Origin of the sequence: Variovorax sp. LjRoot290 (assembly GCF_964253985.1) — a bacterium.
Taxonomy (GTDB): Bacteria; Pseudomonadota; Gammaproteobacteria; order Burkholderiales; family Burkholderiaceae_C; genus Variovorax.
Genome location: NZ_CAXURW020000001.1, coordinates 5,084,130 through 5,108,004, shown reverse-complemented (window position 1 = coordinate 5,108,004; position 23,875 = coordinate 5,084,130). Strand labels below are relative to the sequence as shown.

Here is a 23,875-nt window from a genome sequence, read left to right as displayed (position 1 = left end):
GGGCACGAGTCTAGGCTTTGCGCAAGAGGCTCGCAAAGACCGTGCCCCCTCATCCGACTCAGCGGCCGGTTTCCTTCAGCCAGCTACGGCGGGCTGCCAGCGCGGTGTCGGTGAAGTCGGTGAAGACGCCGTCGACGCCGAGCCGGTAGTAGGCCAGGTACTCGTTGGCCGCGTCCCCCTTGTAATCCGCCGCCAGCCGGCGCGACTCGTTGCGGAAGGTGAAGGGGTGCACGAACAAGCCGGCCTTGTGCGCGTCGGCCACCAGGCTGGTCGGCGCGGTGGAGGTGGCGTCGGCATCGTTGACCTTGCCGTCGCGGTTGACGTCGACCGGCTTGCCGTCGGCGCCGACGGTGCCCTTGATGCTCACGATGTAGCGCTTCCACGGGCCGATGCCGTCGGCATAGGTCTTGATCTCGGCCAGGCCCGCGGGCGTGACCATGACGTCGAAGTTGCGCTTGTCGCCGGCCTTGGTCCACTCGTAGGGGCGGTCCACCGGCACCGCGTAGGTCATGGCGCCGGTCTTCATGTCGATGCCGTCGCCGTCGATCAGCTGGATCAGCCGGGTCTTCAGGCCCTTGCTCTTCATGTACTTGAGGCTGCCGGGCTCGAAGGACTGCACCAGCACCGGCGCCGTGCGGCTGTTCCAGCCCGCGGCCTCGAGCATGGCGATCAGCTTGTCTTCCATGGGCATGCCCAGGTCGCGGAAGTAGGTCGGGTTCTTGGTCTCGGGATAGATGCCGATGGTGCGGCCGGTCTCGCGCGACTTGGCCTTGGCCAGGTCGATCACTTCCTGGAAGGTCGGCACCTTGTACTGGCCGTTGAACTGCTGCGGCCGCTCGGCATCGGTCGAGATCGCGCCGAGGCGCTTGATCTCGGCCAGCGTGAAGTCGTTGCTGAACCAGCCGGTCTGGGTTTCGCCGTCGACCTGGATGGTCTTCTTGCGCGCCGCGAATTCGGGGCGCTTGGCGACGTCGGTGCTGATCGCGAGGTTGGGGTCGTGGCGCGTGATCAGAACGCCGTCCTTGGTCGACACCAGGTCCATCTCGATCATGTCGGCGCCGAGTTCGATCGCGCGCGCATAGGCTTCCAGCGTTTCCTCGGGCAGCAAGCCCGAGGCGCCGCGGTGCGCCACCACCAGCGGCGGCTGGCCGTCGAGCGTGGGCAGCTTGCCCGATGGGCCGGTGCCCGGCAGGCTGCAGGCGGCCAGGCCGAGGGCGGCGCTTGCGGCCAGTGCGGTCTTGGCGGTCTTGAATCGCGTCATGAGCTTCTTCTCCATCCGGTTTGAAAAAAGGCGCAGCCTACTCCCATGCGGTGACAGTTTCCCGGCGGCAGCGGCGGGCTGGCCGGACTTCCGGGACAATCGTCCGCATGTCCCATGTGCTTTCCACCCGCAGCCTCGAACTCGCGCAAACGCTGGTGCGCATGAACACCGTGAGCGCCAACAGCAACCTGGAGCTGATCGACTTCGCGCGCGACCACCTCGCCGGCCTGGGCGTGCGCAGCCGGCTCACCTACAACGCCGACAAGACCAAGGCCAACCTCTTCGCCACGCTGGGCGCCGGCAAGAAGGCCGGCGTCATCGTTTCGGGCCATACCGACACCGTGCCCTGGGACGGCCAGGACTGGAGCGTCGACCCGCTCTCCGCCACCGTGCAGGACTGGCCGCAGGGCGGCCATGACGGCGAGGCGGTGCATGCCGAGCCGCGCCTCTATGGCCGCGGGTCGGCCGACATGAAGAGCTTCATCGCGATCGCGCTGGCCAATGCCGAGCGCTTCCTCGAAAGCGAGTCGCCGTTCGCGGTGCACTTCGCCTTCAGCTACGACGAGGAGGTCGGCTGCTTCGGCGTCAAGGAAATGATCGCCGACATGAAGGACCAGGGCATCAAGCCGCTGGCCTGCATCGTCGGCGAGCCGACCCTGATGGTGCCGGCCATCGCGCACAAGGGCGTCTACCGCTACCGCTGCTGCGTGCGCGGCAAGGAGGCGCATTCCTCGCTCACGCCGCAGTCGGTCAATGCGATCGAGATGGCGGCGCGGGTGGTCGGCAAGCTGCGCGACATGGCCGAGGGCTTCGAACGCGACGAACCGCGCTACGCCGGCTTCGACGTGCCCTTCAGCACCGCCAGCGTGGGCCAGTTCCACGGCGGCATCGCCGACAACGTGGTGCCGCGTGACGCCGAATTCCGCTACGAATTCCGCGACCTGCCCACCGCCGATGCGCAGCAGATGCAGAAGGAGCTCCGCGGCTACGCGAGCCGCATCGAGGCCGGCATGAAGAGGGTCGCGCCCGAGGCCGGCTTCAGCTTCGAGACCATCTGCGAGATCCCGAGCTTCCTGACCACCGCCGACGATCCCGTCACGCGCCTCGCGCAGCGCCTGGCCGGCGAAGTGCGCACCACGCTGGTCGCCTTCGGCACCGAGGCCGGCATCTTCAAGAACGCCGGCATCCCGACCGTGGTGTGCGGCCCCGGCAGCATCAATCAGGCGCACCAGCCCGACGAGTACGTGACGCTGGAGCAGCTGGCGCGCTGCGAGCAGTTCCTGCGGGGGTTGGCAACGACGAAGGAAATCCGCTGAAGCGCATCGCCTTCGGCCTGCTCTGCGCTGCCGCGCTGCTGTACGCGGCGGCGACCGCGCTCGAAGCGCGGCATGCTGCCTGGGGCTACGTCGCAGCCTTCGCCGAGGCCGCGATGATCGGCGCGATCGCCGACTGGTTCGCGGTGGTGGCGCTGTTCCGGCATCCGCTGGGCCTGCCGATTCCGCACACCGCGATCATCCCGGCCAACAAGGACCGCATCGGCGCCAAGCTCGCCGGCTTCATCTGCAACAACTTCCTGAGCACGTCGCAGGTGCTGGCCAAGCTGGAGCAGCTCGACCCGGCCGCGCGACTGGCCCACTGGCTTTCGGCGCCCGAGCATGCGGCCAAGCTCGGCGAGCACCTGGTGGCTGCCGCGCGCTACGGGCTCAGCGCTTTCGACGATGCGCGCGTGCGCGACTTCCTCGGCCGCATCGCGACCGCGGGCCTGGCGCAGGTCGACATCTCGCGGCTGGCGGGCCAGGCGCTCGATGCGCTGACCGCAGACGGGCGGCACCAGGCCTTGCTCGACGACGTGCTGGCGCAGGTCGCCGGCGTGGTCGAAGGCGACGAGGTGCAGGAGCAGATCACCGAGGCGATCGCGCGCGAGATCAGGGCGCTGCGCTATGTGGGCCTGGACCAGGTCGCCGCCAAGCTGGCCACGCGCAAGATCGTGGCCGCGGTGGCACGCACCATCGCGGAGATGGCGGCCGAGCCCGGGCATCCGCTGCGGCTGCGCTTCGATGTCTTCATGCACGTCTTCATCGCGAAGCTCAAGACCGACCCCGAATTCCATCGGCGCGGCGAGGCCATCCGCGCGGAGCTGCAGGCGCACCCTGCGCTGGGCGACTACCTGCACGGCTTGTGGGGCGAGCTGCTGGCCTGGCTGCACGACGACCTGACGAAGACCGATTCGGGCATTCGCCAGCGCATCGTCGCGATGGCAGGTGCGCTGGGCGCGCGCCTTGCGGCCGACGCGGCGATGCGGCGCTGGATCAACGAGCAGATCGTGGACGCGGCGCCGCGCACGATCGAGCGCTACCGCGAGGACATCCGGCGCTACATCGTCGAACGCGTCGAGGCGTGGAATGCGGACGAGATGACGCTCGAGCTCGAACGCCACATCGGGCGGGACCTGCAGTTCATACGGGTGAACGGGACGCTGGTGGGTGGATTGGTGGGATTGATCATTCACGCGCTGACGCAGGTGACGAGGGCTTAGTCTCGCATCGTGAACACGACCGATAGATACGTCACCGGGCCAGCCTCAACGGCCTCGATGCCATGCAACGCTGTGGCATCGAACTGCAGCGAGTCCCCTGGCCCCAGCTTCACCACTCTCGCGCCGTAGCGGTAGGAGACTCGGCCTGAGAGAAGGTGCAGGAACTTCACGCCCGGGTGCTGGAAGGTGACGTAGGGCTCAGCCTCCGGCTGCAGCGTCACCAGGTAAGGCTCTACGAACAGGTTGCCGGAGAGCTGATGGCCGAGCAGCTCGTAACGGTAGCCGGCCACAGCACCGACCCGATCCACCAAGATGCCCCGCCCTGCGGGTACGTGCGAGAAATCGGTGCGGTTGGACTGGTCGCTGAAGAAGCGTGAGACGGGCACGCCCAGGCCGGTGGCGATGCGATCCAAGGTTTCGACGGAAGGGGACACGAGACCGCGCTCGATGCGGGAGAGCATGGAGCTCGAAACGCCAGCAGAGGAGGCCAGCTCGCCACCGGAAGCGCCAGAGGCGATCCGTAGGGCGCGTACTTGCTGGCCGATGCGCGTTGCTGAACTGCTGCGCGAAGGTGGGGACACTCGGGGCAAGCGCGCGCGAAGCACTGACGCCGGCAGCCGAAACGGCTGAGCGGTCGGGAACGGCGAGGCAAGTTGCTTATCGCCCATGTGCTATTCAGCTTCCTTGCTGATCGTGGGGGCCACGAAGAACATACATCCGCCTAGGACAATCTGACTGAGTTAAAGATAACGTGGTTTTTATTATTTCAAACCCTGACGCTTCTGTCCATGCAGAAGCGGGCTACTCAGAGGGGGCGACCGGCTGGTGCGACCACCTTTGAAGTCGCGCCAGCTCGTGCGTTTGGCGCTGTGATCCGCGCGCTACGGCTTGAAGATGGAGTGGCGCAAGAAGCTTTGGCTCATCGAGCAGGCATCGAGCGCTCGCATATGGGGAAGATCGAGCGCGGCGAGCATATGCCGACCCTGGCGTTGATTTTGCGGCTCGCAAGGGCCCTTGGGCGAAGTGCAGGGGAGCTTCTTATGGAGACGGAAGCAAAGCTCGTTGAGAGGCCGCATGCTCCTAGAGCGGAATACTAGTTCGCTGACGTTGCTTCAAGGCTAGATGCCCACCGCCACAAACCGCGCGACATTTGGCGAGTCGAGTTGTCGGAACGGCGGTACTCTCTCGAGTGCACCCGCCCGGACACATCGAAGTCCTGCTTGCTGAACTCGCGGAACACGTTCTGGTGAAGCCCAACCCCACAGCAGGTCGCTGCCGTCGAGGTCATTGCACTAGCCTAGCCAGGGCGTGATGGACACATAAATGCCGACAAAGGGCTCCCCTGTCCAGTGCCTTGCACAGGCTGCCTGTGGCGATGCGCCCGGACCCCAAGGCAGATGGCTGCTTCGACGCATTCTTCTGTCATCACCGCTTCATGCGGCTGGATCTGCGTAACCCCGCCACTCCATCCTGAGCATTCAAGGTGTTTACTATGTCCCCGCACACCCGTTACCCAGGTCCCCGGTCCGTACAGCGAGACAAGAAAAGTGAGTCGCCCGCCGGGGCGAATTTCCGGCCCCGGCCTCACACAGGCGCAGCGTACAAATCAAAGGCCCGAGTGCCCTCACCCCAACCCTCTCCCAGAGGGAGAGGGAGCCATCAGGTCCGGATCCGCCCATCCCCCGTGATCATCGACAGCTCCACGAACTTCGACGCCACGTGGTTGCGCGGCGAGAAGGACACTTCGAAGCCGCCGAACTGCTGCCGGTCGATGGATTCCAGTCCCGCGATCAGCCCGTCGCGCGTGAGCTTGCCCGGTGCGCGGCGCAGGCCTTCGGTCAGCACCTTGGCGGCCAGATAGCCTTCCATGCTGGAGAAGTTGGCCTTGGTGGCGCCGCCGCTCTTCTTCACTGCGTCATTGAACTCGCGCGTGATGCCGTTCGCGGCGTAGTAGGGCGAGGGCACGACCTGGGTGACGACCACGCCGGCACCGTCCTTGCCGAGTTCATCGGCCAGCGCCTGCGTGCCGACGAAGGACACGTTGTAGAAAGTGCCGCCGTAGCCAACCTTGCGCGCCTCTCGGATGAAGGCGGCGCAGGACTTGTAGGCGCTGACCTGGACCACCGCGTCCGGCTTCGCGGCCACGATGGTCTTGACTGCCGCCGCGACGTCGACCGTGTTGCGCTCGACCGTCGCGAGCGCTGCCGGCTTCAGGTCCAGCTGCGACAGCGCGAGCGTCGTGCCGTCGAGGCCGGCCTTGCCGTAGGCGTCGTTCTGATAGAAGACCGCGATCTTCTTCAGGCCCAGGTGGGTGAGCTGCTTCACGATCAGCGCGGTCTCGTCGTTGTACGAGGCGCGCAGGTGGAACACGTTCCTGTGGAAGGGCTCGCGCAGCGCCATCGCACCGGTGAAGGGCGCAATGAACGGGATCTTCGCGCCCACGGCCAGCGGCAGAGCCGCCAGGCTGGTGGGCGTGCCGATGTAGCCGAACAGCGCGAAGGCTTCCTCGTCGATCAGCTTCCTGGTGTTGGCGACGCAGCGGTCGGGCTCGTAGCCGTCGTCGAGGAACTTGATCTGCACGTCGCGATGGCCCGGCGTCGCGTTGTACTGGTCCAGGAACAGCTTGGCACCCTGGTAGAACTGGATGCCCAGCTGCGCGGCCGGCCCCGAGAAGGGCGCCGACTGCCCGAGCACGATCGGCGTTTCGCTCTGTGCCCGCGCGATATGAAAGCCGCCGAGCGCTGCAGCGCCCGCCGCGACCGAAAAGTGCCTGCGATTGATCATCGTGAAAACCCCTCAGCGCATCTTCGGCGCGCAACTTAGACTCGACTGAATACTCGTTGTCCCCGGCCCACCATGACTTCTTCGATCCAGGTGCTCGGCGCCTGTCCGCACGATTGCCCCGACACCTGCGCACTCGTGACCACCGTGCAGGACGGCGTCGCCGTCAAGCTGCAAGGCAACCCGGCGCATTCGCACACGGCCGGCGTGCTCTGCACCAAGGTCTCGCGCTACATCGAACGCAACGACCATGCCGAGCGTCTTGTCCAGCCCTTGAAGCGCATCGGCCCCAAGGGCAGCGGCCGCTTCGAAGCGGTGACATGGGAAGCTGCCCTTGACGACATCGCCGCGCGCTTGAGCGAGTGCAAAAGTAACAATCCGGAAACGATTGTGCCTTACAGCTACGCCGGAACCATGGGTTTGGTGCAGGGCGAATCGATGGACCGTCGTTTTTTTCACAAGCTTGGCGCGTCGCTGCTGGACCGCACCATCTGCTCGACCGCAGGCGGTGAAGCTTTAAGTTTTACTTTGGGCGGCAAGGTCGGCATGCGGGTCGAGTTTTTCGCCGAAGCGAAGCTGATCCTGATCTGGGGCAGCAACTCGATCGCGAGCAACCTGCATTTCTGGCGCCACGCGCAAGCCGCCAAGCGCGCCGGCGCGCGGCTGGTGTGCATCGATCCGCGCAAGACCGAGACCGCCGACAAGTGCGACGAGCACGTCGCCTTGCTGCCGGGCACCGACGCGGCGCTGGCCTTGGCGTTAATGCACGAGCTGATCGTCAACGACTGGCTGGACCACGACTACATCGCGCAGCACACCCTGGGCTGGGAGCAGCTTCGCGAGCGCGCCCTGCAATGGCCGCCCGCGCGCGCGGCTGAAGTCTGCGGCGTGCCCGAGGCGCAGATCGTGGCGCTCGCGCGCGCCTACGGAACCACGAAGCCGGCCGCGATCCGCCTCAACTACGGCATGCAGCGCGTGCGCGGCGGCGGCAATGCGGCACGCGCCATCGCCTGCCTGCCCGCGCTGGTCGGCGCCTGGCGGGATCGGGCCGGCGGCCTGCTCCTGAGCAGCTCGGGCCTGTTCCCGGTGGACCGCGCCGCCTTGCAGCGGCCCGACCTGCTGGCCGGCCGGCGCCCGCGCACCATCAACATGAGCGCGATCGGCGATGCGCTGCTCGACGCCACCAACCCGATCCACGCGCTGGTGGTCTACAACAGCAACCCGGTCGCGGTCGCGCCGGAGTCGGGCAAGGTTGTGGCCGGCTTTGCGCGCGAGGACCTGTTCACCGTGGTGCTCGAGCAGTTCCAGACCGACACCGCCGACTATGCCGACTACGTGCTGCCGGCCACCACGCAGCTCGAGCACTGGGACATCCACACGAGCTACGGCCACACCGACGTGCTGCTCAACCGCCCGGCCGTGGCGCCGCGTGGCGAGGCCCGCAGCAACACCTGGGTGTTCCGCGAACTCGCGCGGCGCATGGGCTTCGACGAGCCCTGCTTCTCGGACGACGACGAGACGCTGTGCCGCAGCGCCTTCGCGCCCGGCGCGATCGACTTCGACGAGCTGCAGGCCCAGGGCTTCACCAGTCTGAAGCTGCCCGATGCGCCCTTCGCCGCAGGCGCATTCCCCACGCCCTCGGGACGCTGCGAGTTCTTCAGTGCCCGGCTGGCCGCGCTGGGCCAGGACGGCCTGCCCGACCATGTGCCGAACTACGAACCGGCCGGCAGCTCCAAGGAGTTTCCGCTCGCGATGATCTCGCCGCCGGCGCGCAACTTCCTCAATTCGAGCTTCGTCAACGTGAAAAGCCTGCGTGCGATCGAGGGCGAGCCGCTGCTCGAGATCCATGAAGCCGATGCCGCGGCGCGCGGCATCGTCGACGGCGCCACGGTGCGCGTGTTCAACCAGCGCGGCGAGCACCGCTGCCGCGCCGAAGTCTCGCGCCGGGCCCGGCCCGGCGTGGTGCACGGCCTCGGCATCTGGTGGCGCAAGCTCGGGCTCGACGGCACCAACGTCAACCAGCTCACGAGCCAGCGGCTGACCGATATCGGGCGTGGGCCGACCTTCTACGACTGCCTGGTAGAGGTAGCTCCAGATGCCTGAGAGGCACGCGTGAACAGGAGGCGCGCGGTCTTCGCTGCGGCTGCCATGCTCTGCCTGGCCGGCTGCGCCGACCTCGGCTATTACTGGCAGTCGGCCAGCGGCCATCTCGGGCTCATGCGCGCGGCGCGGCCGGTGCCCGAATGGCTGCAGGATCCCGGCGCATCCGACGCGCTCAAGGCCAAGCTGGAACTCACCCAACGCATCCGCCGCTTCGCCTCCTCCGAGCTCGGCCTGCCCGACAACCCGAGCTACAAGGCGTACGCCGATCTGCACCGCCCGGCCGCGGTCTGGAACGTGGTGGTCGCGCCGCCCTATTCGCTCACGCTCAAGACCTGGTGCTTCCCGGTCGCGGGCTGCGTCGGCTATCGCGGCTACTACAACGACGCCGATGCCAGGGCCGAGGCGGAGGCCCAGCGCGCGCTGGGCCTGGAGGCGGCCGTCTACCCGGTGCCGGCCTATTCCACGCTGGGCTGGATGAACTGGGCCGGTGGGGATCCCTTGCTTTCCACCTTCATCGGCTACCCGGAAGGCGAGCTCGCGCGCATCGTGTTCCACGAGCTCGCGCACCAGGTGCTCTATGTGCCGGACGACACGATGTTCAACGAGTCCTTCGCGACCGCGGTGGAGCGCATCGGCGGTGCGCGCTGGCTGCAGACCCAGGCCGGCGAGGCGGCGCGGCTCGAATATGCGCAATTCGACGGGCGGCGCCAGCAGTTCCGCGCCCTTGCAAACGAGACGCGCCGCGCGCTCGCGGGCATCTATGCCTCGAAGGAGGCGCAGGCCGGCGATTGGCCGGCGGTCGATGCGAGGAAGAAGGCGACCATGGACGACTTCCGCCAGCGCTACGCCGTGCTGCGCACAGGCTGGACCGGCCCGCGCCAGGGCGCCTACGACGGCTGGGTGGCGCGCGCCAACAATGCGATGTTCGGCGCGCAGGCCGCCTACGACGAACTGGTGCCTGCCTTCGAAGCGCTGTTCGAACGCGAGGGCCGGGACTGGCCGCGCTTCTACGCCGCGGTCAAGCGCTTCGCCGCGCTGCCCAAGGCCGGGCGTGCGCAGGCGCTGAAAGCCGCTGCCGTCCCCGCCACGGCGGACACGCACACCCCACAACCCCACAACCACGACAAGGGAGGCCGCGGTGCCTGACATCCATATCGAACGCAGCCACACCCTGGGCATCGAGGCCGCGCGCGCGGTGGCGCGCCAGTGGATGCAGAAGGTCGAGCGGGACTACGGCCTCGCATGCAGCTACGACGAAGGCGAGCGCCGCGATGTCGCCCAGTTCACGCGGCCCGGCATCGACGGCAGCGTCGAAGTCACCGCCGACAGCTTCAGGTTGCGCGCGACGCTCGGTCTTTTGTACGCCAGCTTCAGCGATCAGATCGAGCAGCGCCTGCAGCGCAACCTCGACGAGCTGCTGGGTGCAGGCGAGGCCGAGGACGACGCCTACAACGACAAGGACTGGCTGTAGGCGCGGGCGCGTTTTTCAGCGCAGCGATTCGATGAGGTCGATGTACTTCTGCTTGGCCTCGTCGGCGCCCAGGCCCTTCTGGGCCGTCCAGGCGTCCCACTTGGCGCGCGCGACGATGTCGCTGAAGCTGGGCTTCTTCTCGGTGTTGTCGCCCTGGGTGGCCTGCTTGAAGAGGCCGTAGATCTTGAGCAGCGTCGGGTTGTCCGGCCGTTCGGCGAGCAGTTTGGAATTGGCTTGGGCGGCTTCGAACAGGGCGTTCAGATCGGACATGGCGACAGGCGGGTTGGAACAAGGACGCGCATCTTAAGTGACGCTGTCGTTGATAAAGATCAGTCGGAGAGCCCAGCGCGCGCCAGTTCCACGTCGAGCCGTTCGCGCGCATCGGCCGGCTCCAGGGCGGCCGCTTTCTCATAGAGGCGCGTGGCTTCGGCCATGCGCGAGTCGCCCTCCAGCATCAAAAGACCGCGGGCGTATTCCATCAGCGCGCTGGCCGAATGGGGATTGAGCTGCAGGCCGCGCCCGAACAGCTCGATCGCGGTTTCGGCGCGCACCCCGTAGGTCATGCGGCCCACCAGCATCCCGACCTTGTCGATGACTTCGGCATGGAAGGCGGCGAGTGCGATGTGCGCATCGGCATGGTGCGGCTGCAACTCGATCACGCGCTCGAGCGCGCCCTTGACCTTGGTGCCCAGGCCCTGCGCCAGCGCGCGTGCCACGCTGATGCCCTGGCTGTAGCGCCCCAGCGCATAGGCTTGCCAGTACAGCGCCTGGCAGTTGTCGGGCTCGGTCGCGACCTGCGCGGTGGCACGTTCGACCACCTGCCTGAACAGGGCCTGCCGCACGGCTTCGCGCGGTTCCAGATAGTTGGCATAGATGGCGGTGGCCTGGTTGGCGAGCGCCAGCCCTTCGTGGCCGTGCCGCAGGCCCACGCCGGCGGCTCGCTCGAATTCGCCGCTGTGATAGAGCGCCCAGCCCTCGGCCAGCGGTCCGGGCACCGGCGGCTGCAGGCCCTGGCCGACATGCAGCTGCGGCCAGTGGCTGAGCAGGTTGGCCGTGTCGAAGTACGGCGCGTCTCTGTAGGGCAAAAGTGTCCATGGCTCCGTTGCAGGCACCGAGCCGGTCGACAGCAGCGAAAGGGGTTGGATGTCGTGGTGGGGCATGCGATGGAAGGTTGGAATTTCAGACGGTTGCCGTGTGATCTTCGCCCGCGTAAGCGCTGCTCAGTGTCAGCAAATGCCGCCGTTGTTCCGTCGCCAAGTAGGGTGCCAGCAGATGCAACGTGTGGTGGGCGCCGCGCAGCAGGGCGCCCTGGGCGTGCGCCGGCTCCAGCGCCTCGCGAGGGTTGCGCACGTACTCGTAGCTGAGCCAGTAAGTCAGCACCACCACCATGCTCTGCGCCAGCGGGTCGACCTCGCGCATGTCGATGTCGAGGTGGCCGGCGCGGCTCATGCCGGCGAGCAGGGTGCGGATGGCGCGCGCCTTGTTCTTCAGGACCAGCTGGAACTGCGTTTCCAGGTGCCGGTTCTTGCTCAGCAGATCGTTGAGGTCGCGGTAGAGAAAGCGGTAGCGCCAGATCAGCTCGAACAGGCTGTGCATGAAGAACCAGGCGTCCTCGACGTCGTGCACGCCTTCGCTGGCATGCAGCAGTTCGTTGAGCTCGGTCTCGTAGCCCTCGTAGAGCCGGTTGATCAGCTCGTCCTTGGCGGGGTAGTGGTAGTAGAGATTGCCGGGGCTGATGTTGAGCTCGCCCGCCACCAGCGTGGTCGAGACGTTCGGCTCCCCGAAGCGGTTGAACAGGTCAAGCGCGGCTTCGAGGATGCGTTGTGCAGTGCGGCGTGGCGCTTTCTTGGCCATGTCGTAGCCCTGGTTTTTGTCTCCTGGGGCCACTCTAGCGCAAGTCTGTGCCGGCCGGGGTCGGTGTTCTTCCTGCCCTCAGGCCCCGCTGCCCGGTTTGTGTCGCCGCGACGGTTTCGCGGCCTCGGGCGGCATGCGCGCGGCGGTCTTGCGCGTCGCGCCAGTCGCGTTCTTTCGTTTTAACTGAGCCTCGAGCGCCTCTACCCGCGCCTGCAGCGCGGCCACTTCCTGGGCCGAGGGCATGCCGAGCTTTTCGAGGGCGCGCGCCACGCGGTCCTCGAAGATGGTCTCCAGCTTGCCCCAGCCGCCCGCGGCCTTGGTGCCGAACTCGCTCGCGAAGCCCGCCATCCGGGCCTGGGCCTGCGCCAGCGTTTCCTCGGCGGCCTGTTGGGTCTTCTTCTGCACCCCGATGCCATCTTTCACCAGCGCCTCGAAGGCCTTGCTGCCTTCCTGCTGCATCTTGGCGAAGGCGCCCAGGCCGGCGAGCCAGATCTGCTGGGCGGAGTCCTTGATGCGGTCGGGTTTGTCGTCGTCTTTGCTGGCCATGGGCATTCCTTGAAGTACGTCGGAAGCACTCTATCCGCGCTTCAGGTTGCCCGGTAGGGACTGGTCTCTAGCAGCGTCTTGAAACATTCCACGATGGGATAATCGCGGCTCGACCGCCACCCGGCGGTTTTTTTCCACTAGCGGGAGACTCCATGATCCTGGTTACCGGCGGCGCCGGCTTCATCGGCGCCAATTTCGTCCTCGATTGGGTGGCGCAACACAACGAAGCGGTCGTCAATCTCGACAAGCTGACCTACGCCGGCAACCTCGAGACCCTGGCCTCGCTCAACGGCAACCCCAAGCATGTGTTCGTGCAGGGCGACATCGGCGACAGCGCCCTGGTCGACCGGCTGCTGGCCGAGCACAAGCCGCGCGCGGTGCTCAACTTTGCGGCCGAATCGCATGTGGACCGCTCGATCCATGGCCCCGAAGACTTCGTGCAGACCAACGTGCTGGGGACGTTCCGCCTGCTCGAATCCGTGCGCGGCTATTGGAGCGCGCTGCCGGCCGACCAGAAGGCCGCTTTCCGCTTCCTGCACGTCTCGACCGACGAGGTCTACGGCTCGCTCTCGGCCACCGACCCGGCCTTCACCGAAGAAAACAAGTACGAGCCCAACAGCCCCTACTCGGCCAGCAAGGCCGCCAGCGATCACCTGGTGCGCGCATGGCACCACACCTACGGGTTGCCGGTGCTCACCACCAACTGCTCGAACAACTACGGCCCCTTCCACTTCCCCGAGAAGCTGATCCCGCTGATGATCGTCAACGCGCTCGCCGGCAAACCGCTGCCGGTGTATGGCGACGGCATGCAGGTGCGCGACTGGCTCTACGTCAAGGACCACTGCAGCGCCATCCGCCGCGTGCTCGAAGCCGGCAGGCTCGGCGAGACTTACAACGTCGGCGGCTGGAACGAGAAGCCCAACATCGAGATCGTCAACACCGTATGCGCGCTGCTCGACGAACTGCGCCCGCGCGCCGACGGCAGGAGCTATCGCGAACAGATCACCTACGTGACTGATCGCCCCGGCCATGACCGCCGCTACGCCATCGATGCGCGCAAGCTGGAGCGCGAGCTGGGCTGGAAACCGGCCGAGACTTTCGACAGCGGCATCCGCAAGACGGTCGAGTGGTACCTGGACCATGCCGAATGGGTGCGCAACGTGCAAAGCGGCGCGTACCGCGAGTGGGTGCAGAAACAGTACGAGGCGGCATGAAACTATTGCTGCTCGGCAAGACGGGACAGGTGGGCTGGGAACTCCAGCGCAGCTTGGCGCCGCTCGGCGAGCTGGTCGCGCTGGATTCCGCAAGCAGCGAGTTCCATGCCGACTTCCGGCACCCCGAGCAGGTGGCGCAGACGGTGCTGAAGCTGCGGCCCGACGTGATCGTCAATGCCGCGGCGCACACGGCGGTGGACAAGGCCGAGAGCGAACCCGAACTCGCGCGCACCTTGAATGCGACAGCGCCCGGCGCGATCGCGCAGGCCGCGCAAGAAGTCGGTGCGCTGATGGTGCATTACTCGACCGACTACGTGTTCGACGGCAGCGGCAGCAAGCCCTGGCAGGAAGACGATGCCACCGGCCCGCTCAGCGTGTACGGCCGCACCAAGCTGGAGGGTGAGCTGCTGATCGCCGCGAATTGCCCGCGTCACCTGATCTTTCGCACCAGCTGGGTCTATGCGGCGCGCGGCGGCAACTTCGCGAAGACCATGCTGCGGCTGGCCAAGGAACACGAGCGGCTCACTGTCATCGACGACCAGTTCGGCGCGCCGACCGGTGCCGAGCTGCTCGCGGACGTGACCGCGCACGCGATCCGCGACACGCTGCGCGATCCGGCCAAGGCCGGGCTCTATCATCTGGCGGCGGGCGGTGAGACCACCTGGCACGGCTATGCGCGCTTCGTGCTGGAACAGGCCGAAGCGGCGGGTGTTGAACTGAAGGCTGGGCCCGCGATGGTCGATGCCGTTCCCACCAGCGCCTTCCCGACGCCGGCGGCCCGGCCGCACAATTCGCGCCTGAGTACCATCAAGCTCCAGTCGAACTTCGGCTTGCAGCTGCCGCCCTGGCAGACCGGCGTCGCGCGCATGCTGCACGAGACGCTCTGACTCACGACCCGAAAAGAAAATCCATGACGCAACGCAAAGGCATCATCCTCGCCGGCGGCTCCGGCACACGCTTGCATCCGGCCACGCTCGCTCTGAGCAAGCAACTGCTGCCGGTATACGACAAGCCGATGATCTACTACCCGCTCAGCACGCTGATGCTCGGTGGCATTCGTGACATCCTGATCATCAGCACGCCGCAGGACACGCCGCGCTTCCAGCAATTGCTGGGCGATGGCAGCCAGTGGGGCATCAACCTGCAGTACGCGGTGCAGCCGAGCCCGGACGGCCTGGCGCAGGCCTTCATCATTGGCGACAAGTTCATCGGCGATGCTCCAAGTGCACTGGTGCTCGGCGACAACATCTTCTACGGCCACGACTTCGAACATCTGCTCTCCGATGCCGACGCCAAGCAGACGGGTGCGACCGTGTTCGCCTACCATGTGCACGATCCGGAGCGCTACGGTGTGGTCTCGTTCGACGCCAAGGGCAAGGCCAGCAGCATCGAGGAAAAGCCCCTCAAGCCCAAGAGCAGCTATGCGGTGACGGGACTCTATTTCTACGACAAGCAGGTGATCGAAATCGCCAAAGCCGTAAAGCCGAGCGCCCGCGGCGAGTTGGAGATCACCGCCGTCAACCAAGCCTACTTGGACCTCGGCAAGCTCAATGTGCAGATCATGCAGCGTGGATATGCGTGGTTGGATACCGGCACGCACGACAGCCTGCTGGAGGCCGGGCAGTTCATCGCGACGCTCGAGCATCGGCAGGGACTCAAGATTGCATGTCCCGAAGAGGTGGCATGGCGGCATGGATTCATCAGCACCGAGCAGCTCGCGGCGCTGGCGAAGCCGCTGGAGAAGAGCGGCTACGGCAAGTACCTGAATCGCCTGCTGACCGATGAGGTGCGCTCGTGAAGGTTACGCCGACTGCGATTCCGGATGTGCTCGTGATCGAGCCGAAGGTGTTCGGCGACGCGCGCGGATTTTTCTATGAGAGCTTCAACGGCAAGGCCTTCGATGAGGCCGTGGGGAAGCATGTCGAATTTGTTCAGGACAATCATTCGCGTTCGGCGAAAGGCGTGCTGCGCGGGTTGCACTACCAGATCCAGCAGCCGCAGGGAAAGCTGGTGCGCTGCGTGCGGGGGAGCGTGTTCGATGTAGCGGTGGATATTCGCCGGTCGTCGCCCACGTTTGGGAAGTGGGTGGGGGTGGAGCTCACGGAAGAGAATCACAAGCAGTTGTGGGTGCCCGAGGGCTTCGCGCATGGTTTTTTGGTGCTGAGCGATGTCGCCGAATTCCTGTACAAGACCACCGACTACTATGCACCGCTCCACGAGCGATGCATCGTTTGGAACGACAACGAGCTTGGCATCAAATGGCCCAGTGGCGGCCCTCAGCCGCAGTTGTCTACCAAAGATGCTGCTGGAAAAGCCTTTGACGACGCGGAAGTCTTTTGATTCACGCATTTGCTGTAGCGCCATCGGTCGCTTTCGTCGGCCCTGTTCTCTCATCTCAATGACTCGGAAGAAGCCATGCCACTCATTCGAAACGCTGCGCTGAACGTTCCCGCACTCCGGCGTCTATACGACTCGCGCAACGCTCTTCAGCGCGAACGAGATGTACTCGTCGATGATCGAGCACGCCTACAGCACAGCATTGAAGAGCTGAGTGCTCGACTCGCTGACAGCGAGAACCGGCCACCGCAAAGCCCGTTCTTCCACTACAACACCTCTTTCGATCCGATAGAGCTTATGCATCGTCACGCTGCACCAGGGTTGACTCCTAAACCGGGCTATCTCACAAATTTTCTGGGCGTGCGTATAGATCCAAAATTCTTTCCTGAAATACTCATGGACCGTGCGGGTCAAGTGGAAGGGATCCCAATCCCGGCCAATTGGCATGCTGACGTCGCGGAGTGGGGTGTTGCATTGCGGGCAATTGAATTAGCCCAGCAAAGCTTCACCATGATCGAACTTGGCTGCGGCTGGGGATGCTGGATGAACAATACTGGTGTAGCAGCGCGTCGTGCAGGCCTCGACGTGCATGTCATTGGTGTTGAAGGCGACGAAGGACATATCGGGTTCGCTAGAGAGTCCTTGGAAGTAAACGGCTTCCAGCCGGAGCAGGTGTCACTCCATCGAGGCATTGCTGCTGCGCAAAGCGGCCTTGCCTTGTTTCCAAGGCAAGAGCGAGCAGGTGTGAAATGGGGCTTGGAGCCCATATTCGGCGCGACCGAAGAGCAGCGTGCGAAGGCCGTGGAAAGCGGCGACTACGACGAGCTTCCGATGGTCTCCCTCTCCGAGCTGGTCAACCCACATCCTCGAATAGATCTGCTGCACATCGATATCCAGGGCGGCGAAGCCGATCTAATTGCGGGTTGCCTTTCGATCCTTCGTGAGAAGATTGCATATATCCTCATCGGAACGCACTCGCGGCAGATCGAAGGTCAGCTGTTTGACACACTGCTGCAGGATGGCTGGCACCTTGAAATGGAGCGCCCTGCGATCGTTGGGATTCTGAATGGATCCCCCTCGATTTCCGTCGACGGCGTGCAGGGCTGGCGCAACCTGCGCTTGCTCCCGCTTTCATAGCAAATCGATCGTTCAATCGTCACGGCTGCAAGAAGAGGGCGTTCCGCACTAGCGCGGCCTCTCATCGAGCATCGCGGGTTGCCACCAGAAGGAATGATCATTGCGGCGCAAGCTGGTCTGATGGACTTAGGCGCAACTTTTCCGTTTTGGGGGTGATTTCTGCAGGGGCACCAGTCGGACGTTAATGTCCGGCTCTCAACGCCCGTGGTGTATAGCTCATAGCCTTCTGCTTCGAACGCCATATCAACGAATTCGCTAAAAATATCGGCTGCGGTTGATGGAAGTACGGCGATCAATAAAAAACAGATTACGCGTATGAAGAATTATTTATCCAGATTCCAGCTCTCGCTTATTGCCCTTGCAGGAATATTTTTGATTGCCATCAACATGGACTCCATGTGGAGTGCCAGCGTTGATTTATCGCACCATTATGCACTTGCATTCAGGCTCTCTGAGAATTGGAGCCTAGGGGTCGCGAACGACCCGAGCTTGGGGGAGATGAATTTGTACCCAAGAGCAAGTCACGCATTGGCTGCGATCATTGGGCTTGTATTCGGGTCGACTTTTCTTGGCATTCAATTCGTCTCTTTGGCTGCTCTGGCACTGACATGGGGGGCGGTGATTTTCATATTGAACTCCTTCCCGCTGCGCGTTGCCTGTGTATCCTCAGTTGGATTTGCATGTGTATTGGCGCTGAATCGTGACTACATGAAATTCAATGTTCACGGTGCTGAATTAATAGACAATTTTTTCTTTTCTCAACTGGTTGCCCAGTCCATGGCATTTTTTGTATTGGCTGTTGCGATCGTCATGGAAGTCAAAGGCCGTAGCGAGTATTTGATTGCCTTGTTTTTTATTGCAGCTATTTTTGCTGTTACCGGGGTTCATCTGCTGCCGGCGCTTGAGATTTTTGGCGTATTTGTCGGCGGCGTGATTCTAAATAACTATGTATCACGCAAAGAATCTACGTATTGGGGGGTAAAGAAGCATCTGTGGGTTTTGGGTTGTGTAGCCATTGCGGCAGTCTCGGTTTTTTTTAATCCTGCATTCGCAGCAATGCGAAAAATTTCGGAGAATAATGGCTCCTTGGTGCTGGCGCATATCTCCGGAGCTGTTGGGCTGATATTCTTGTGTGTCTTGGCCCTGGTAGTTGCAGGATTTCAGATCTTTCTTTGGATAAGGAAGTACGACGAAAAAACAAGCTACGTTGGTCTTAAGTATCTTGGATTGTATGGTGCCTCAGTCGCGCTACTGTGCTTGGCTCAAATGGTAGTTCTTGGGTTTGGTTTTGGTAGCGAATATGCTGCAAAGAAGTACGCATTTGGAATTGTCACTTATGTATTGATCTCCGTTCCCGTCTTTGCGGGATTGGTTCTTGAGAAAAAATTTGCCAATTTTCCGTCTAACCGCTTCATTGGGTGGCCACTCTTCCGAGTGGCGATTCCAGTGGGTGCATATATGACGGCGTTCATTTTTTCGATGCCGCAAGCTAAAACGTTAGACACATCAGACATTGTTTTGCTAGAGCGTCAGTTGATTGCCCTGCGCGATATGGCTCCGGCTGTTTCACGTGAAAAAAGCAATGTTGTATTTGACTTGGCGAACATGCCGCCAACCATCGACTATATGTTCTCCATTGCGATTGCGAAAACGCCTGTTGCAATTGCAATTCCGGATGTTCTTGTCTCGAGAAAATTAAATGATATTGGCAGATACGGCGCCATTTTAACTGCCGTTGGCTCAAAGCCTTACTATCGATCGGTTTGCAAATTTCCTGTTTCTATGGGGTCGATTGCTTTGGTTGATGCAGCTTGTGTTGGAGGTGAGTTGGCTGAATCGGCCATTTGCACTGGCGAATTCGATTTGTCAAAGAATGGCGGGGTTGATGGGGCGCTTGTCAGCGGTTTTAGTGCGCCGGAGGATCACGGGCGCTGGACAGACGGGTTGAACGCAACGTTTAATTGTGCTATCCGAGGCAAGGGGCCGACCAAAGCAATAATCTATGTGACGCCGTTTATTCATGGGTCTCATGACAAGCAGCGCCTTAGAGTGACTATAGATTCACTTGTCCGGGAGTATGTTCTCGACAGCACAATGATTGGGCGGAGTATTGAAGTTCCCTTGCCCTCTCGGAGGACTGGAGAGAAGCTGGCTATTGATTTTCATATGCCAGATGCAATATCGCCCGCGAAGCTGGGGCTTAGTGAGGATGGCCGCGTCCTGGGTGTCAGTATCAAAAAAATAGCTTTTGAATAGTTGACTTGGTGGCGCGCTGCGCGGATCTCGCGCACGTCAATCGCGTGGCGTGCGCTGCCCGTTGAAGGCAATTCTCTCCATCCATAGAGGGCTTGAACGGAGCAGCGGCTTCGGCAATTCACGCCGCCGCGCTATCAATATATTTGAGGAGCGTTGACCAGCGGGGAACCTATCGAGAATTGTGCGCACGCTTCCCGCTAGAAGAGAATTCAGATGTGGAGCAGGTTCGCGCTCAGGGTCTGTGGCCTGGCAAACCGAGAGTGCTCATCCATATTAAGAGACCGAGAGGCGTTGCAGCAATTGCTGGCCGACCTTCCGTCCCTCTCTGATTGCATAATTGGTTCCGCGATCCTCAGGGTAGATTTGCGCCATGGTTGATATGGTGGCATTTGCGAACGGCGTGGTTGAATCCGGTACGTACGCTGAGTAGTCTCGCTCCGTTACTGGCTGAGCATGCTCGGCGCGCCAAACCCGATAGTCCAAGATCCAGGACTCGTCAAAAGCAGGGAACATACGATGCAGATGTTTCAGAGCGAACTTCAGGTACTCTTCGTCGCTATACGACCAGACGGGATCTTCGACGGCGAGATAGCGCGAAAGAAAGGCGATGCGGCTGCCTTTGTAATTTTCGGGGCTATCGAAATTGGTATGTTCAATTACGCCGACAAAAGGGAAGCCCGGGTCGTTGACATTGATCCAGTAGGTATCAGAAAGGCTTTTCTTTAGTCGAAGCACTAAGCACATGTTGCCGAGATATTTAACCCGACGCAGTTTTTCAATCCATTCCGCGTTGCCTGTGGATTGAAGAATATCGGCGATAACAGGGAATGATGGGGTGAATAAAAATTCCTTGCCTGCAACTTCGCCGGCGCTGGTGCTGACGGAGACTATTTTTCCTGATTGTGTGTTCGGGCCTGTCACTCGCTCGCCTAGGCTGACCTCGCCGCCGAGGTTTTCAATGGCAGCCACGAGGGCTTCCGCCAAGCGGCCAAATCCACCTTTGAAGTAAGCAAGTTCCTCGCCGCCCTTCTTGTTGCGCGTGCCTCCCCGCAGAACCAACTTCTTCCAGAACCAGACGGCGTTCACTGCCTCGGCGAAGATCGAGAACTTCGAGTTGATCAAGGGCTCCCAGACCACTCGATAAACAGTCCTGCCGCAGAGCGGTTCGAGCCATTCCCGAATGCTGAGATGCTCAATAGTGCGCCAATCCTTGACGCGACGCACCTGCAAGACCAAGAGACCTAGTCGAATCCGATCCACAAACGGCAATGCAGAGAAGCGCAGCAGGTCCAAGGGTGTGGAGAGTTTCCACATGCGCCCGTTGAAATACATGCCGGTGCGAGACGGGAGGGTGATTACGTCTCCCTCCATCCCTAGCTCTTTCACGAGTTCGGGGACGTACACGTCATTGTTGAACCAGTGGTGATAGAACTTCTCAAGCTTGACACCGTCGCTGAACTCAAAAGTCCCGGCAAGACCCCCGGGGGAGCCATCAGCCTCCAAAACGCGCACCGTTTTGCCGGCTTTGGCGAGACAATAGGCCGCCGTAAGGCCAGTGAACCCTCCGCCAACAATAACAACGTCGTACTGCTTCATATTTGCTTAATTTGATAGGTATGTAAACACATCATTGGTCTCGCATCCGGCGAAGACCTTTGAACATTTGAGGGGTCGAAGCGATGGCGATGGCGCCCGCTAGGGTCGTGGGCACCCAGAGGCCGAGGTGCGACAGCACTGCGAAGCTGGCCGCCTGGTCGCTTGTTCCGCCCAATAACGAAATGCCGGCGAACGCTGCGAGATGGAAGGGGCCCACGTACCCCGGCGACGACGGTACAAGGGTCGCCAGCGTCGCGATAGCCATGACGATCATTGCCGTTGTTGGCGTGGCGCCCAGGCCGAATCCGATCAACAGGCTGTAGAACAGCCCGGCTTCGCCAACCCACACCAGCAGCGAAAGGCCGAAGAGCGTCGTAAGTACGGGCAGCCTCGACATTGCGTCAAAGCCTTCCAGCAGCGCGACCAGCGCCTTGACAGGTAGGCTAGGACTGCTTTTCAGCCGCCGGGCGATCGCCCCGCTGAGCACAAAGATCGCCACGAGCGCCGCCGCACCGGCGATTGCAAGCGCCAAAGCGGTTTCCGCGACCCAGCCGGGCACCGGGAGATGGCGGCTCAGTGAAAGACTTATCGCCAACCAGATCAGGAGCGTCATGAGATCAACGAGGCGCTCCATGACCAGACTGCTCGTCGAGGTCGCACGCAAAACGCCGATAGAGGTCGGGAACACCAGCGCGCGCACAACGTCCCCGAGTCTGAGCGGCAGCACGTTGTTGAGTGCAATCGAGCCGAGGAAGGGCGCTGCGCATTGCCGAAAGCGCACCTGAGCACCCGCCGCGTTCAAGATTCTCGACCATCGAAAGATGCGCATGGCATAGCCGAAGGCGAGGCAGGCGATCCCCAGGCCAAAGTAACGCCATTCGAAGCGCTGAAATGCCAGCTTGACTTGATCGAAATCGACCTTCTGAACGATGAAGGCCAAGCAAGCCACGGAGATGAGCGTGCCGATCGCCAGCGATGCCCACTTGCCGCGGCGGCGCGCCTGCGCTTCAACCATGCCAGACCCGCCATCGTGCCTGGCCGCTATCCCAAAGTTGTTCCAATTGGCGTTTATCGCGCAGGGTGTCGCATGGCTGCCAGAAGCCGTGGTGTTCGAATGCGGCGAGTTGGCCATCGCGCGCTAGATTCTGAAGAGGCTCGCGTTCCCAGGAAGTCGCGTCTCCGTCGATGTAGTCGATGACGCCTGGTTCTAGAACGAAGAATCCGCCGTTGATCCAGCCGATCTCGTCGCTCGGTTTTTCTTCGAAGGACCGCACGTTGTGTCCAGCGTTGATGTTGAGCACCCCGAACCTGCCGGGCGGTTGCACGGCTGCTACCGTCGCCAGCTTGCCCTGCTTGCGATGAAACTGGATTTCCTTCGAGATATCGATGTCCGCCAGCCCGTCGCCGTAGGTCAGGCAGAAGGTCTCGTCGCCGATGTAGGGCGCGACCCTCTTAAGCCGGCCACCCGTCATGGTTTCGGCACCGGTGTCGATCAATGTGACACGCCAGTCTTCTGCCTGGCTGTTGAGCACCTTGTGCGAGCCCTGCTTGAGGTCTATCTGGAGGTCCGCGGTGTGGTTGTGGTAGTTGAAGAAGAATTCCTTGATCGCATAGCCCTTGTAGCCAAGGCAAATGATGAAGTCGTTCACGCCGTGGTGCGCGTACGTCTTCATGATGTGCCACAGCAGAGGCCGGCCTCCCACTTCCACCATCGGTTTGGGGCGATGGTCTGATTCCTCCGCGATGCGGGTCCCTAGCCCTCCGGCCAAGATGACTGCTTTCATTCGTTCTTACTCCGTCAAAGTTTGAGATCGGCGTGCGCGAAATTGAGACTGCTCTCCACGATCGCCACCGGCTCCGCTCGCAAGATCAGGTAGATACGCAGGAGGTACTCGCCCACGATGCCGAGCAGGAGCGACTGCAGGCCGATGCCGAACAACACCAGAATGTGGATGCTGGCCAAGCCTTTGGGCAGTTCCGGATACATGAGTCGCAAAACGGTGTAGTAGATCGCCCCGATCACGCTGAACAGCAGCATCGCGATACCGGCCAAGGACGCCAGACGCAGCGGTACTGTCGAGTGATTGAAGACTGCTGTCAGCCCCAACCGGATGAGGCGGGAAACACCGAACTTGCTTTCACCCGCTGTACGCGCATCCCGCTCGTAGTCAATGCCGATCTGGTTGAAGCCCAGGCCGGCGATCATGCCTCGGAGGTAAGGGCTCGCGGTTTTCATATGCAGCAGGGCCTGCACAACTCGCCGGTCGACCAGGCGGAAGTCGCCTGCGTCCTGCGGGATTGCATGGTCGCTGATGAAGTCGATCAGCCGATAGCCGAGCTTGCGGAAGCCATTGATGAATATTCCCTCCTGACGCTTGCGCCGGACGCCATAGACCACTTGGTACCCGTCCTGCCAGTGCTTGAAGAAGACCTCCAGCAGCTCCGGGGGATCTTGCAAGTCGGCATCAATCTGCATGATCGCGTCGCCGCGGGCGTGCATGTAGTTGGCCAGGATCGACCGCTGAAACCCGAAGTTCTTAGAGAAGCGGATGGCCCGTACCCGAGGGTCTCTTTCGGCAAGCTCTGTCAGCTTGGACCAGGTGGCGTCATTGGAGTGGTTGTCCGAGAAGACGAACTCCAGATCACAGCGATCAGCCATGCGGTCCGCTAGCGCATGCAAGCGCGCGTACAGGGCGTCCAGGTTGTCCTGTTCGTTGAGAACGGGGATCGACAGTGAGATCAGTGGCTTGGCATCCGCCCGGCGTTGCGTTGCTGTGCTCATG

Annotated in this window: 23 protein-coding genes and 1 pseudogene; 13 read left to right on the top strand and 11 right to left on the bottom strand. The window is 62.6% G+C overall.

The features are described from left to right. Positions 1–58: 58 nt before the first annotated feature. Positions 59–1,261: a glycerophosphodiester phosphodiesterase gene (locus tag ACSQ9A_RS25245; protein WP_436305668.1), complete on the bottom strand. Its 1,203-nt coding sequence runs from the start codon at positions 1,259–1,261 to the stop codon at positions 59–61. Between the two features lie 107 nt (positions 1,262–1,368). Here ACSQ9A_RS25245 and argE point away from each other — a divergent pair, with 107 nt between their 5' ends. After that, positions 1,369–2,577 (top strand): acetylornithine deacetylase, encoded by a 1,209-nt coding sequence (gene argE / locus ACSQ9A_RS25240; protein ID WP_436305667.1) that lies wholly within the window; start codon positions 1,369–1,371, stop codon positions 2,575–2,577. Between the two features lie 113 nt (positions 2,578–2,690). Further along, a complete protein-coding gene (locus tag ACSQ9A_RS25235; RefSeq protein WP_436305666.1) occupies positions 2,691–3,797 on the top strand; it encodes a DUF445 domain-containing protein in 1,107 nt (368 codons plus the stop codon). On the opposite strand, the gene ACSQ9A_RS25230 is transcribed toward ACSQ9A_RS25235, so the two are convergent. Continuing rightward, positions 3,794–4,342, bottom strand: a complete 549-nt coding sequence (locus ACSQ9A_RS25230; protein ID WP_436306360.1) for a helix-turn-helix domain-containing protein — start codon at positions 4,340–4,342, stop codon at positions 3,794–3,796. The genes ACSQ9A_RS25235 and ACSQ9A_RS25230 overlap by 4 nt on opposite strands. Positions 4,343–4,585: 243 nt before the next feature. Here ACSQ9A_RS25230 and ACSQ9A_RS25225 point away from each other — a divergent pair, with 243 nt between their 5' ends. Next, positions 4,586–4,894: a helix-turn-helix domain-containing protein gene (locus tag ACSQ9A_RS25225; RefSeq protein WP_436305665.1), complete on the top strand. Its 309-nt coding sequence runs from the start codon at positions 4,586–4,588 to the stop codon at positions 4,892–4,894. Between the two features lie 242 nt (positions 4,895–5,136). Beyond that, positions 5,137–5,271 (top strand): annotated as a pseudogene (locus tag ACSQ9A_RS25220) (IS481 family transposase); the annotation flags it as partial. 185 nt (positions 5,272–5,456) lie between these two features. Here the strand turns inward: ACSQ9A_RS25220 and ACSQ9A_RS25215 are convergent. Next, on the bottom strand, positions 5,457–6,581 hold the full coding sequence (locus ACSQ9A_RS25215) for an ABC transporter substrate-binding protein (RefSeq protein ID WP_436305664.1): 1,125 nt from the start codon (positions 6,579–6,581) through the stop codon (positions 5,457–5,459). A 72-nt stretch (positions 6,582–6,653) separates the two neighbouring features. Between ACSQ9A_RS25215 and ACSQ9A_RS25210 the strand changes: the two genes are divergently transcribed. Genes ACSQ9A_RS25210 through ACSQ9A_RS25200 form a run of 3 tightly spaced genes read left to right on the top strand, consistent with a single transcriptional unit; the run spans position 6,654 to position 10,152 of the window. Next, entirely contained in the window at positions 6,654–8,681 is a 2,028-nt protein-coding gene (locus ACSQ9A_RS25210; RefSeq protein ID WP_436305663.1) for a molybdopterin-containing oxidoreductase family protein, read from the top strand. Positions 8,682–8,726: 45 nt separating this feature from the next. Next, positions 8,727–9,827 carry an aminopeptidase gene (locus ACSQ9A_RS25205; RefSeq protein WP_436306359.1) on the top strand — a complete coding sequence of 367 codons (1,101 nt, stop codon included), beginning with the start codon at positions 8,727–8,729 and terminating at the stop codon, positions 9,825–9,827. Continuing rightward, positions 9,820–10,152, top strand: coding sequence for a polyhydroxyalkanoic acid system family protein (locus ACSQ9A_RS25200; RefSeq protein WP_436305662.1), 333 nt, complete (start codon positions 9,820–9,822; stop codon positions 10,150–10,152). Before ACSQ9A_RS25205 ends, ACSQ9A_RS25200 begins: the two co-directional genes overlap by 8 nt. Before the next feature lie 15 nt (positions 10,153–10,167). On the opposite strand, the gene ACSQ9A_RS25195 is transcribed toward ACSQ9A_RS25200, so the two are convergent. The 4 genes from ACSQ9A_RS25195 to ACSQ9A_RS25180 form a co-directional block, all read right to left on the bottom strand. Then, positions 10,168–10,422: an acyl-CoA-binding protein gene (locus ACSQ9A_RS25195; protein WP_214691904.1), complete on the bottom strand. Its 255-nt coding sequence runs from the start codon at positions 10,420–10,422 to the stop codon at positions 10,168–10,170. 59 nt (positions 10,423–10,481) lie between these two features. Beyond that, positions 10,482–11,312, bottom strand: a complete 831-nt coding sequence (locus tag ACSQ9A_RS25190; protein ID WP_436305661.1) for a hypothetical protein — start codon at positions 11,310–11,312, stop codon at positions 10,482–10,484. Between the two features lie 19 nt (positions 11,313–11,331). Then, the gene (locus ACSQ9A_RS25185; protein WP_436305660.1) at positions 11,332–12,006 is read right to left on the bottom strand and encodes a TetR/AcrR family transcriptional regulator; all 675 of its coding nucleotides are present in this window, start codon (positions 12,004–12,006) and stop codon (positions 11,332–11,334) included. A gap of 78 nt (positions 12,007–12,084) precedes the next feature. Continuing rightward, complete coding sequence (locus ACSQ9A_RS25180; protein WP_436305659.1) at positions 12,085–12,552, bottom strand: phasin family protein; 468 nt, start codon at positions 12,550–12,552, stop codon at positions 12,085–12,087. 152 nt (positions 12,553–12,704) lie between these two features. Between ACSQ9A_RS25180 and rfbB the strand changes: the two genes are divergently transcribed. The 6 genes from rfbB to ACSQ9A_RS25150 all read left to right on the top strand — a co-directional run bounded on the left by rfbB (position 12,705) and on the right by ACSQ9A_RS25150 (position 19,496). Continuing rightward, positions 12,705–13,766, top strand: coding sequence for a dTDP-glucose 4,6-dehydratase (gene rfbB, locus ACSQ9A_RS25175; protein ID WP_436305657.1), 1,062 nt, complete (start codon positions 12,705–12,707; stop codon positions 13,764–13,766). Next, positions 13,763–14,653: a dTDP-4-dehydrorhamnose reductase gene (gene rfbD / locus ACSQ9A_RS25170; RefSeq protein WP_436305656.1), complete on the top strand. Its 891-nt coding sequence runs from the start codon at positions 13,763–13,765 to the stop codon at positions 14,651–14,653. The genes rfbB and rfbD overlap by 4 nt, the downstream gene beginning before the upstream one ends. Before the next feature lie 23 nt (positions 14,654–14,676). Continuing rightward, positions 14,677–15,564, top strand: coding sequence for a glucose-1-phosphate thymidylyltransferase RfbA (gene rfbA, locus ACSQ9A_RS25165; RefSeq protein ID WP_436305655.1), 888 nt, complete (start codon positions 14,677–14,679; stop codon positions 15,562–15,564). Next, the gene (gene rfbC / locus ACSQ9A_RS25160; protein WP_436305654.1) at positions 15,561–16,106 is read left to right on the top strand and encodes a dTDP-4-dehydrorhamnose 3,5-epimerase; all 546 of its coding nucleotides are present in this window, start codon (positions 15,561–15,563) and stop codon (positions 16,104–16,106) included. Before rfbA ends, rfbC begins: the two co-directional genes overlap by 4 nt. Before the next feature lie 75 nt (positions 16,107–16,181). Then, the gene (locus tag ACSQ9A_RS25155; protein ID WP_436305653.1) at positions 16,182–17,240 is read left to right on the top strand and encodes an FkbM family methyltransferase; all 1,059 of its coding nucleotides are present in this window, start codon (positions 16,182–16,184) and stop codon (positions 17,238–17,240) included. 315 nt (positions 17,241–17,555) lie between these two features. Next, positions 17,556–19,496, top strand: coding sequence for a hypothetical protein (locus tag ACSQ9A_RS25150; RefSeq protein ID WP_436305652.1), 1,941 nt, complete (start codon positions 17,556–17,558; stop codon positions 19,494–19,496). 273 nt (positions 19,497–19,769) lie between these two features. On the opposite strand, the gene ACSQ9A_RS25145 is transcribed toward ACSQ9A_RS25150, so the two are convergent. From ACSQ9A_RS25145 to ACSQ9A_RS25130, 4 genes are read right to left on the bottom strand one after another with little or no spacing between them, the layout of a single operon-like run. Continuing rightward, a complete protein-coding gene (locus tag ACSQ9A_RS25145) occupies positions 19,770–21,092 on the bottom strand; it encodes an NAD(P)/FAD-dependent oxidoreductase (protein ID WP_436305651.1) in 1,323 nt (440 codons plus the stop codon). A gap of 31 nt (positions 21,093–21,123) precedes the next feature. Continuing rightward, on the bottom strand, positions 21,124–22,107 hold the full coding sequence (locus ACSQ9A_RS25140; RefSeq protein WP_436305650.1) for a lysylphosphatidylglycerol synthase transmembrane domain-containing protein: 984 nt from the start codon (positions 22,105–22,107) through the stop codon (positions 21,124–21,126). Next, positions 22,100–22,876: a glucose-1-phosphate cytidylyltransferase gene (rfbF, locus tag ACSQ9A_RS25135; RefSeq protein WP_436305648.1), complete on the bottom strand. Its 777-nt coding sequence runs from the start codon at positions 22,874–22,876 to the stop codon at positions 22,100–22,102. The genes ACSQ9A_RS25140 and rfbF overlap by 8 nt, the downstream gene beginning before the upstream one ends. A 14-nt stretch (positions 22,877–22,890) precedes the next feature. Next, positions 22,891–23,874, bottom strand: a complete 984-nt coding sequence (locus ACSQ9A_RS25130; RefSeq protein ID WP_436305647.1) for a glycosyltransferase family 2 protein — start codon at positions 23,872–23,874, stop codon at positions 22,891–22,893. Between the last annotated feature and the right edge of the window lies 1 nt (position 23,875).

Bases quoted from the DNA above. Each gene is read 5' to 3' on its own strand.
- ACSQ9A_RS25245 (WP_436305668.1), bottom strand. From the start codon at position 1,261: ATGACGCGATTCAAGACCGCCAAGACCGCACTGGCCGCAAGCGCCGCC.
- ACSQ9A_RS25180 (WP_436305659.1), bottom strand. From the start codon at position 12,552: ATGGCCAGCAAAGACGACGACAAACCCGACCGCATCAAGGACTCCGCC.
- ACSQ9A_RS25205 (WP_436306359.1), top strand. From the start codon at position 8,727: ATGCTCTGCCTGGCCGGCTGCGCCGACCTCGGCTATTACTGGCAGTCG.
- rfbA (WP_436305655.1), top strand. From the start codon at position 14,677: ATGACGCAACGCAAAGGCATCATCCTCGCCGGCGGCTCCGGCACACGC.
- argE (WP_436305667.1), top strand. From the start codon at position 1,369: ATGTCCCATGTGCTTTCCACCCGCAGCCTCGAACTCGCGCAAACGCTG.
- rfbB (WP_436305657.1), top strand. From the start codon at position 12,705: ATGATCCTGGTTACCGGCGGCGCCGGCTTCATCGGCGCCAATTTCGTC.
- ACSQ9A_RS25155 (WP_436305653.1), top strand. From the start codon at position 16,182: ATGCCACTCATTCGAAACGCTGCGCTGAACGTTCCCGCACTCCGGCGT.
- ACSQ9A_RS25145 (WP_436305651.1), bottom strand. From the start codon at position 21,092: ATGAAGCAGTACGACGTTGTTATTGTTGGCGGAGGGTTCACTGGCCTT.
- ACSQ9A_RS25185 (WP_436305660.1), bottom strand. From the start codon at position 12,006: ATGGCCAAGAAAGCGCCACGCCGCACTGCACAACGCATCCTCGAAGCC.
- ACSQ9A_RS25235 (WP_436305666.1), top strand. From the start codon at position 2,691: ATGATCGGCGCGATCGCCGACTGGTTCGCGGTGGTGGCGCTGTTCCGG.
- ACSQ9A_RS25140 (WP_436305650.1), bottom strand. From the start codon at position 22,107: ATGGTTGAAGCGCAGGCGCGCCGCCGCGGCAAGTGGGCATCGCTGGCG.
- rfbF (WP_436305648.1), bottom strand. From the start codon at position 22,876: ATGAAAGCAGTCATCTTGGCCGGAGGGCTAGGGACCCGCATCGCGGAG.
- ACSQ9A_RS25150 (WP_436305652.1), top strand. From the start codon at position 17,556: ATGAAGAATTATTTATCCAGATTCCAGCTCTCGCTTATTGCCCTTGCA.
- ACSQ9A_RS25130 (WP_436305647.1), bottom strand. From the start codon at position 23,874: ATGAGCACAGCAACGCAACGCCGGGCGGATGCCAAGCCACTGATCTCA.
- ACSQ9A_RS25210 (WP_436305663.1), top strand. From the start codon at position 6,654: ATGACTTCTTCGATCCAGGTGCTCGGCGCCTGTCCGCACGATTGCCCC.
- ACSQ9A_RS25195 (WP_214691904.1), bottom strand. From the start codon at position 10,422: ATGTCCGATCTGAACGCCCTGTTCGAAGCCGCCCAAGCCAATTCCAAA.
- rfbD (WP_436305656.1), top strand. From the start codon at position 13,763: ATGAAACTATTGCTGCTCGGCAAGACGGGACAGGTGGGCTGGGAACTC.
- ACSQ9A_RS25215 (WP_436305664.1), bottom strand. From the start codon at position 6,581: ATGATCAATCGCAGGCACTTTTCGGTCGCGGCGGGCGCTGCAGCGCTC.
- ACSQ9A_RS25225 (WP_436305665.1), top strand. From the start codon at position 4,586: ATGCAGAAGCGGGCTACTCAGAGGGGGCGACCGGCTGGTGCGACCACC.
- ACSQ9A_RS25190 (WP_436305661.1), bottom strand. From the start codon at position 11,312: ATGCCCCACCACGACATCCAACCCCTTTCGCTGCTGTCGACCGGCTCG.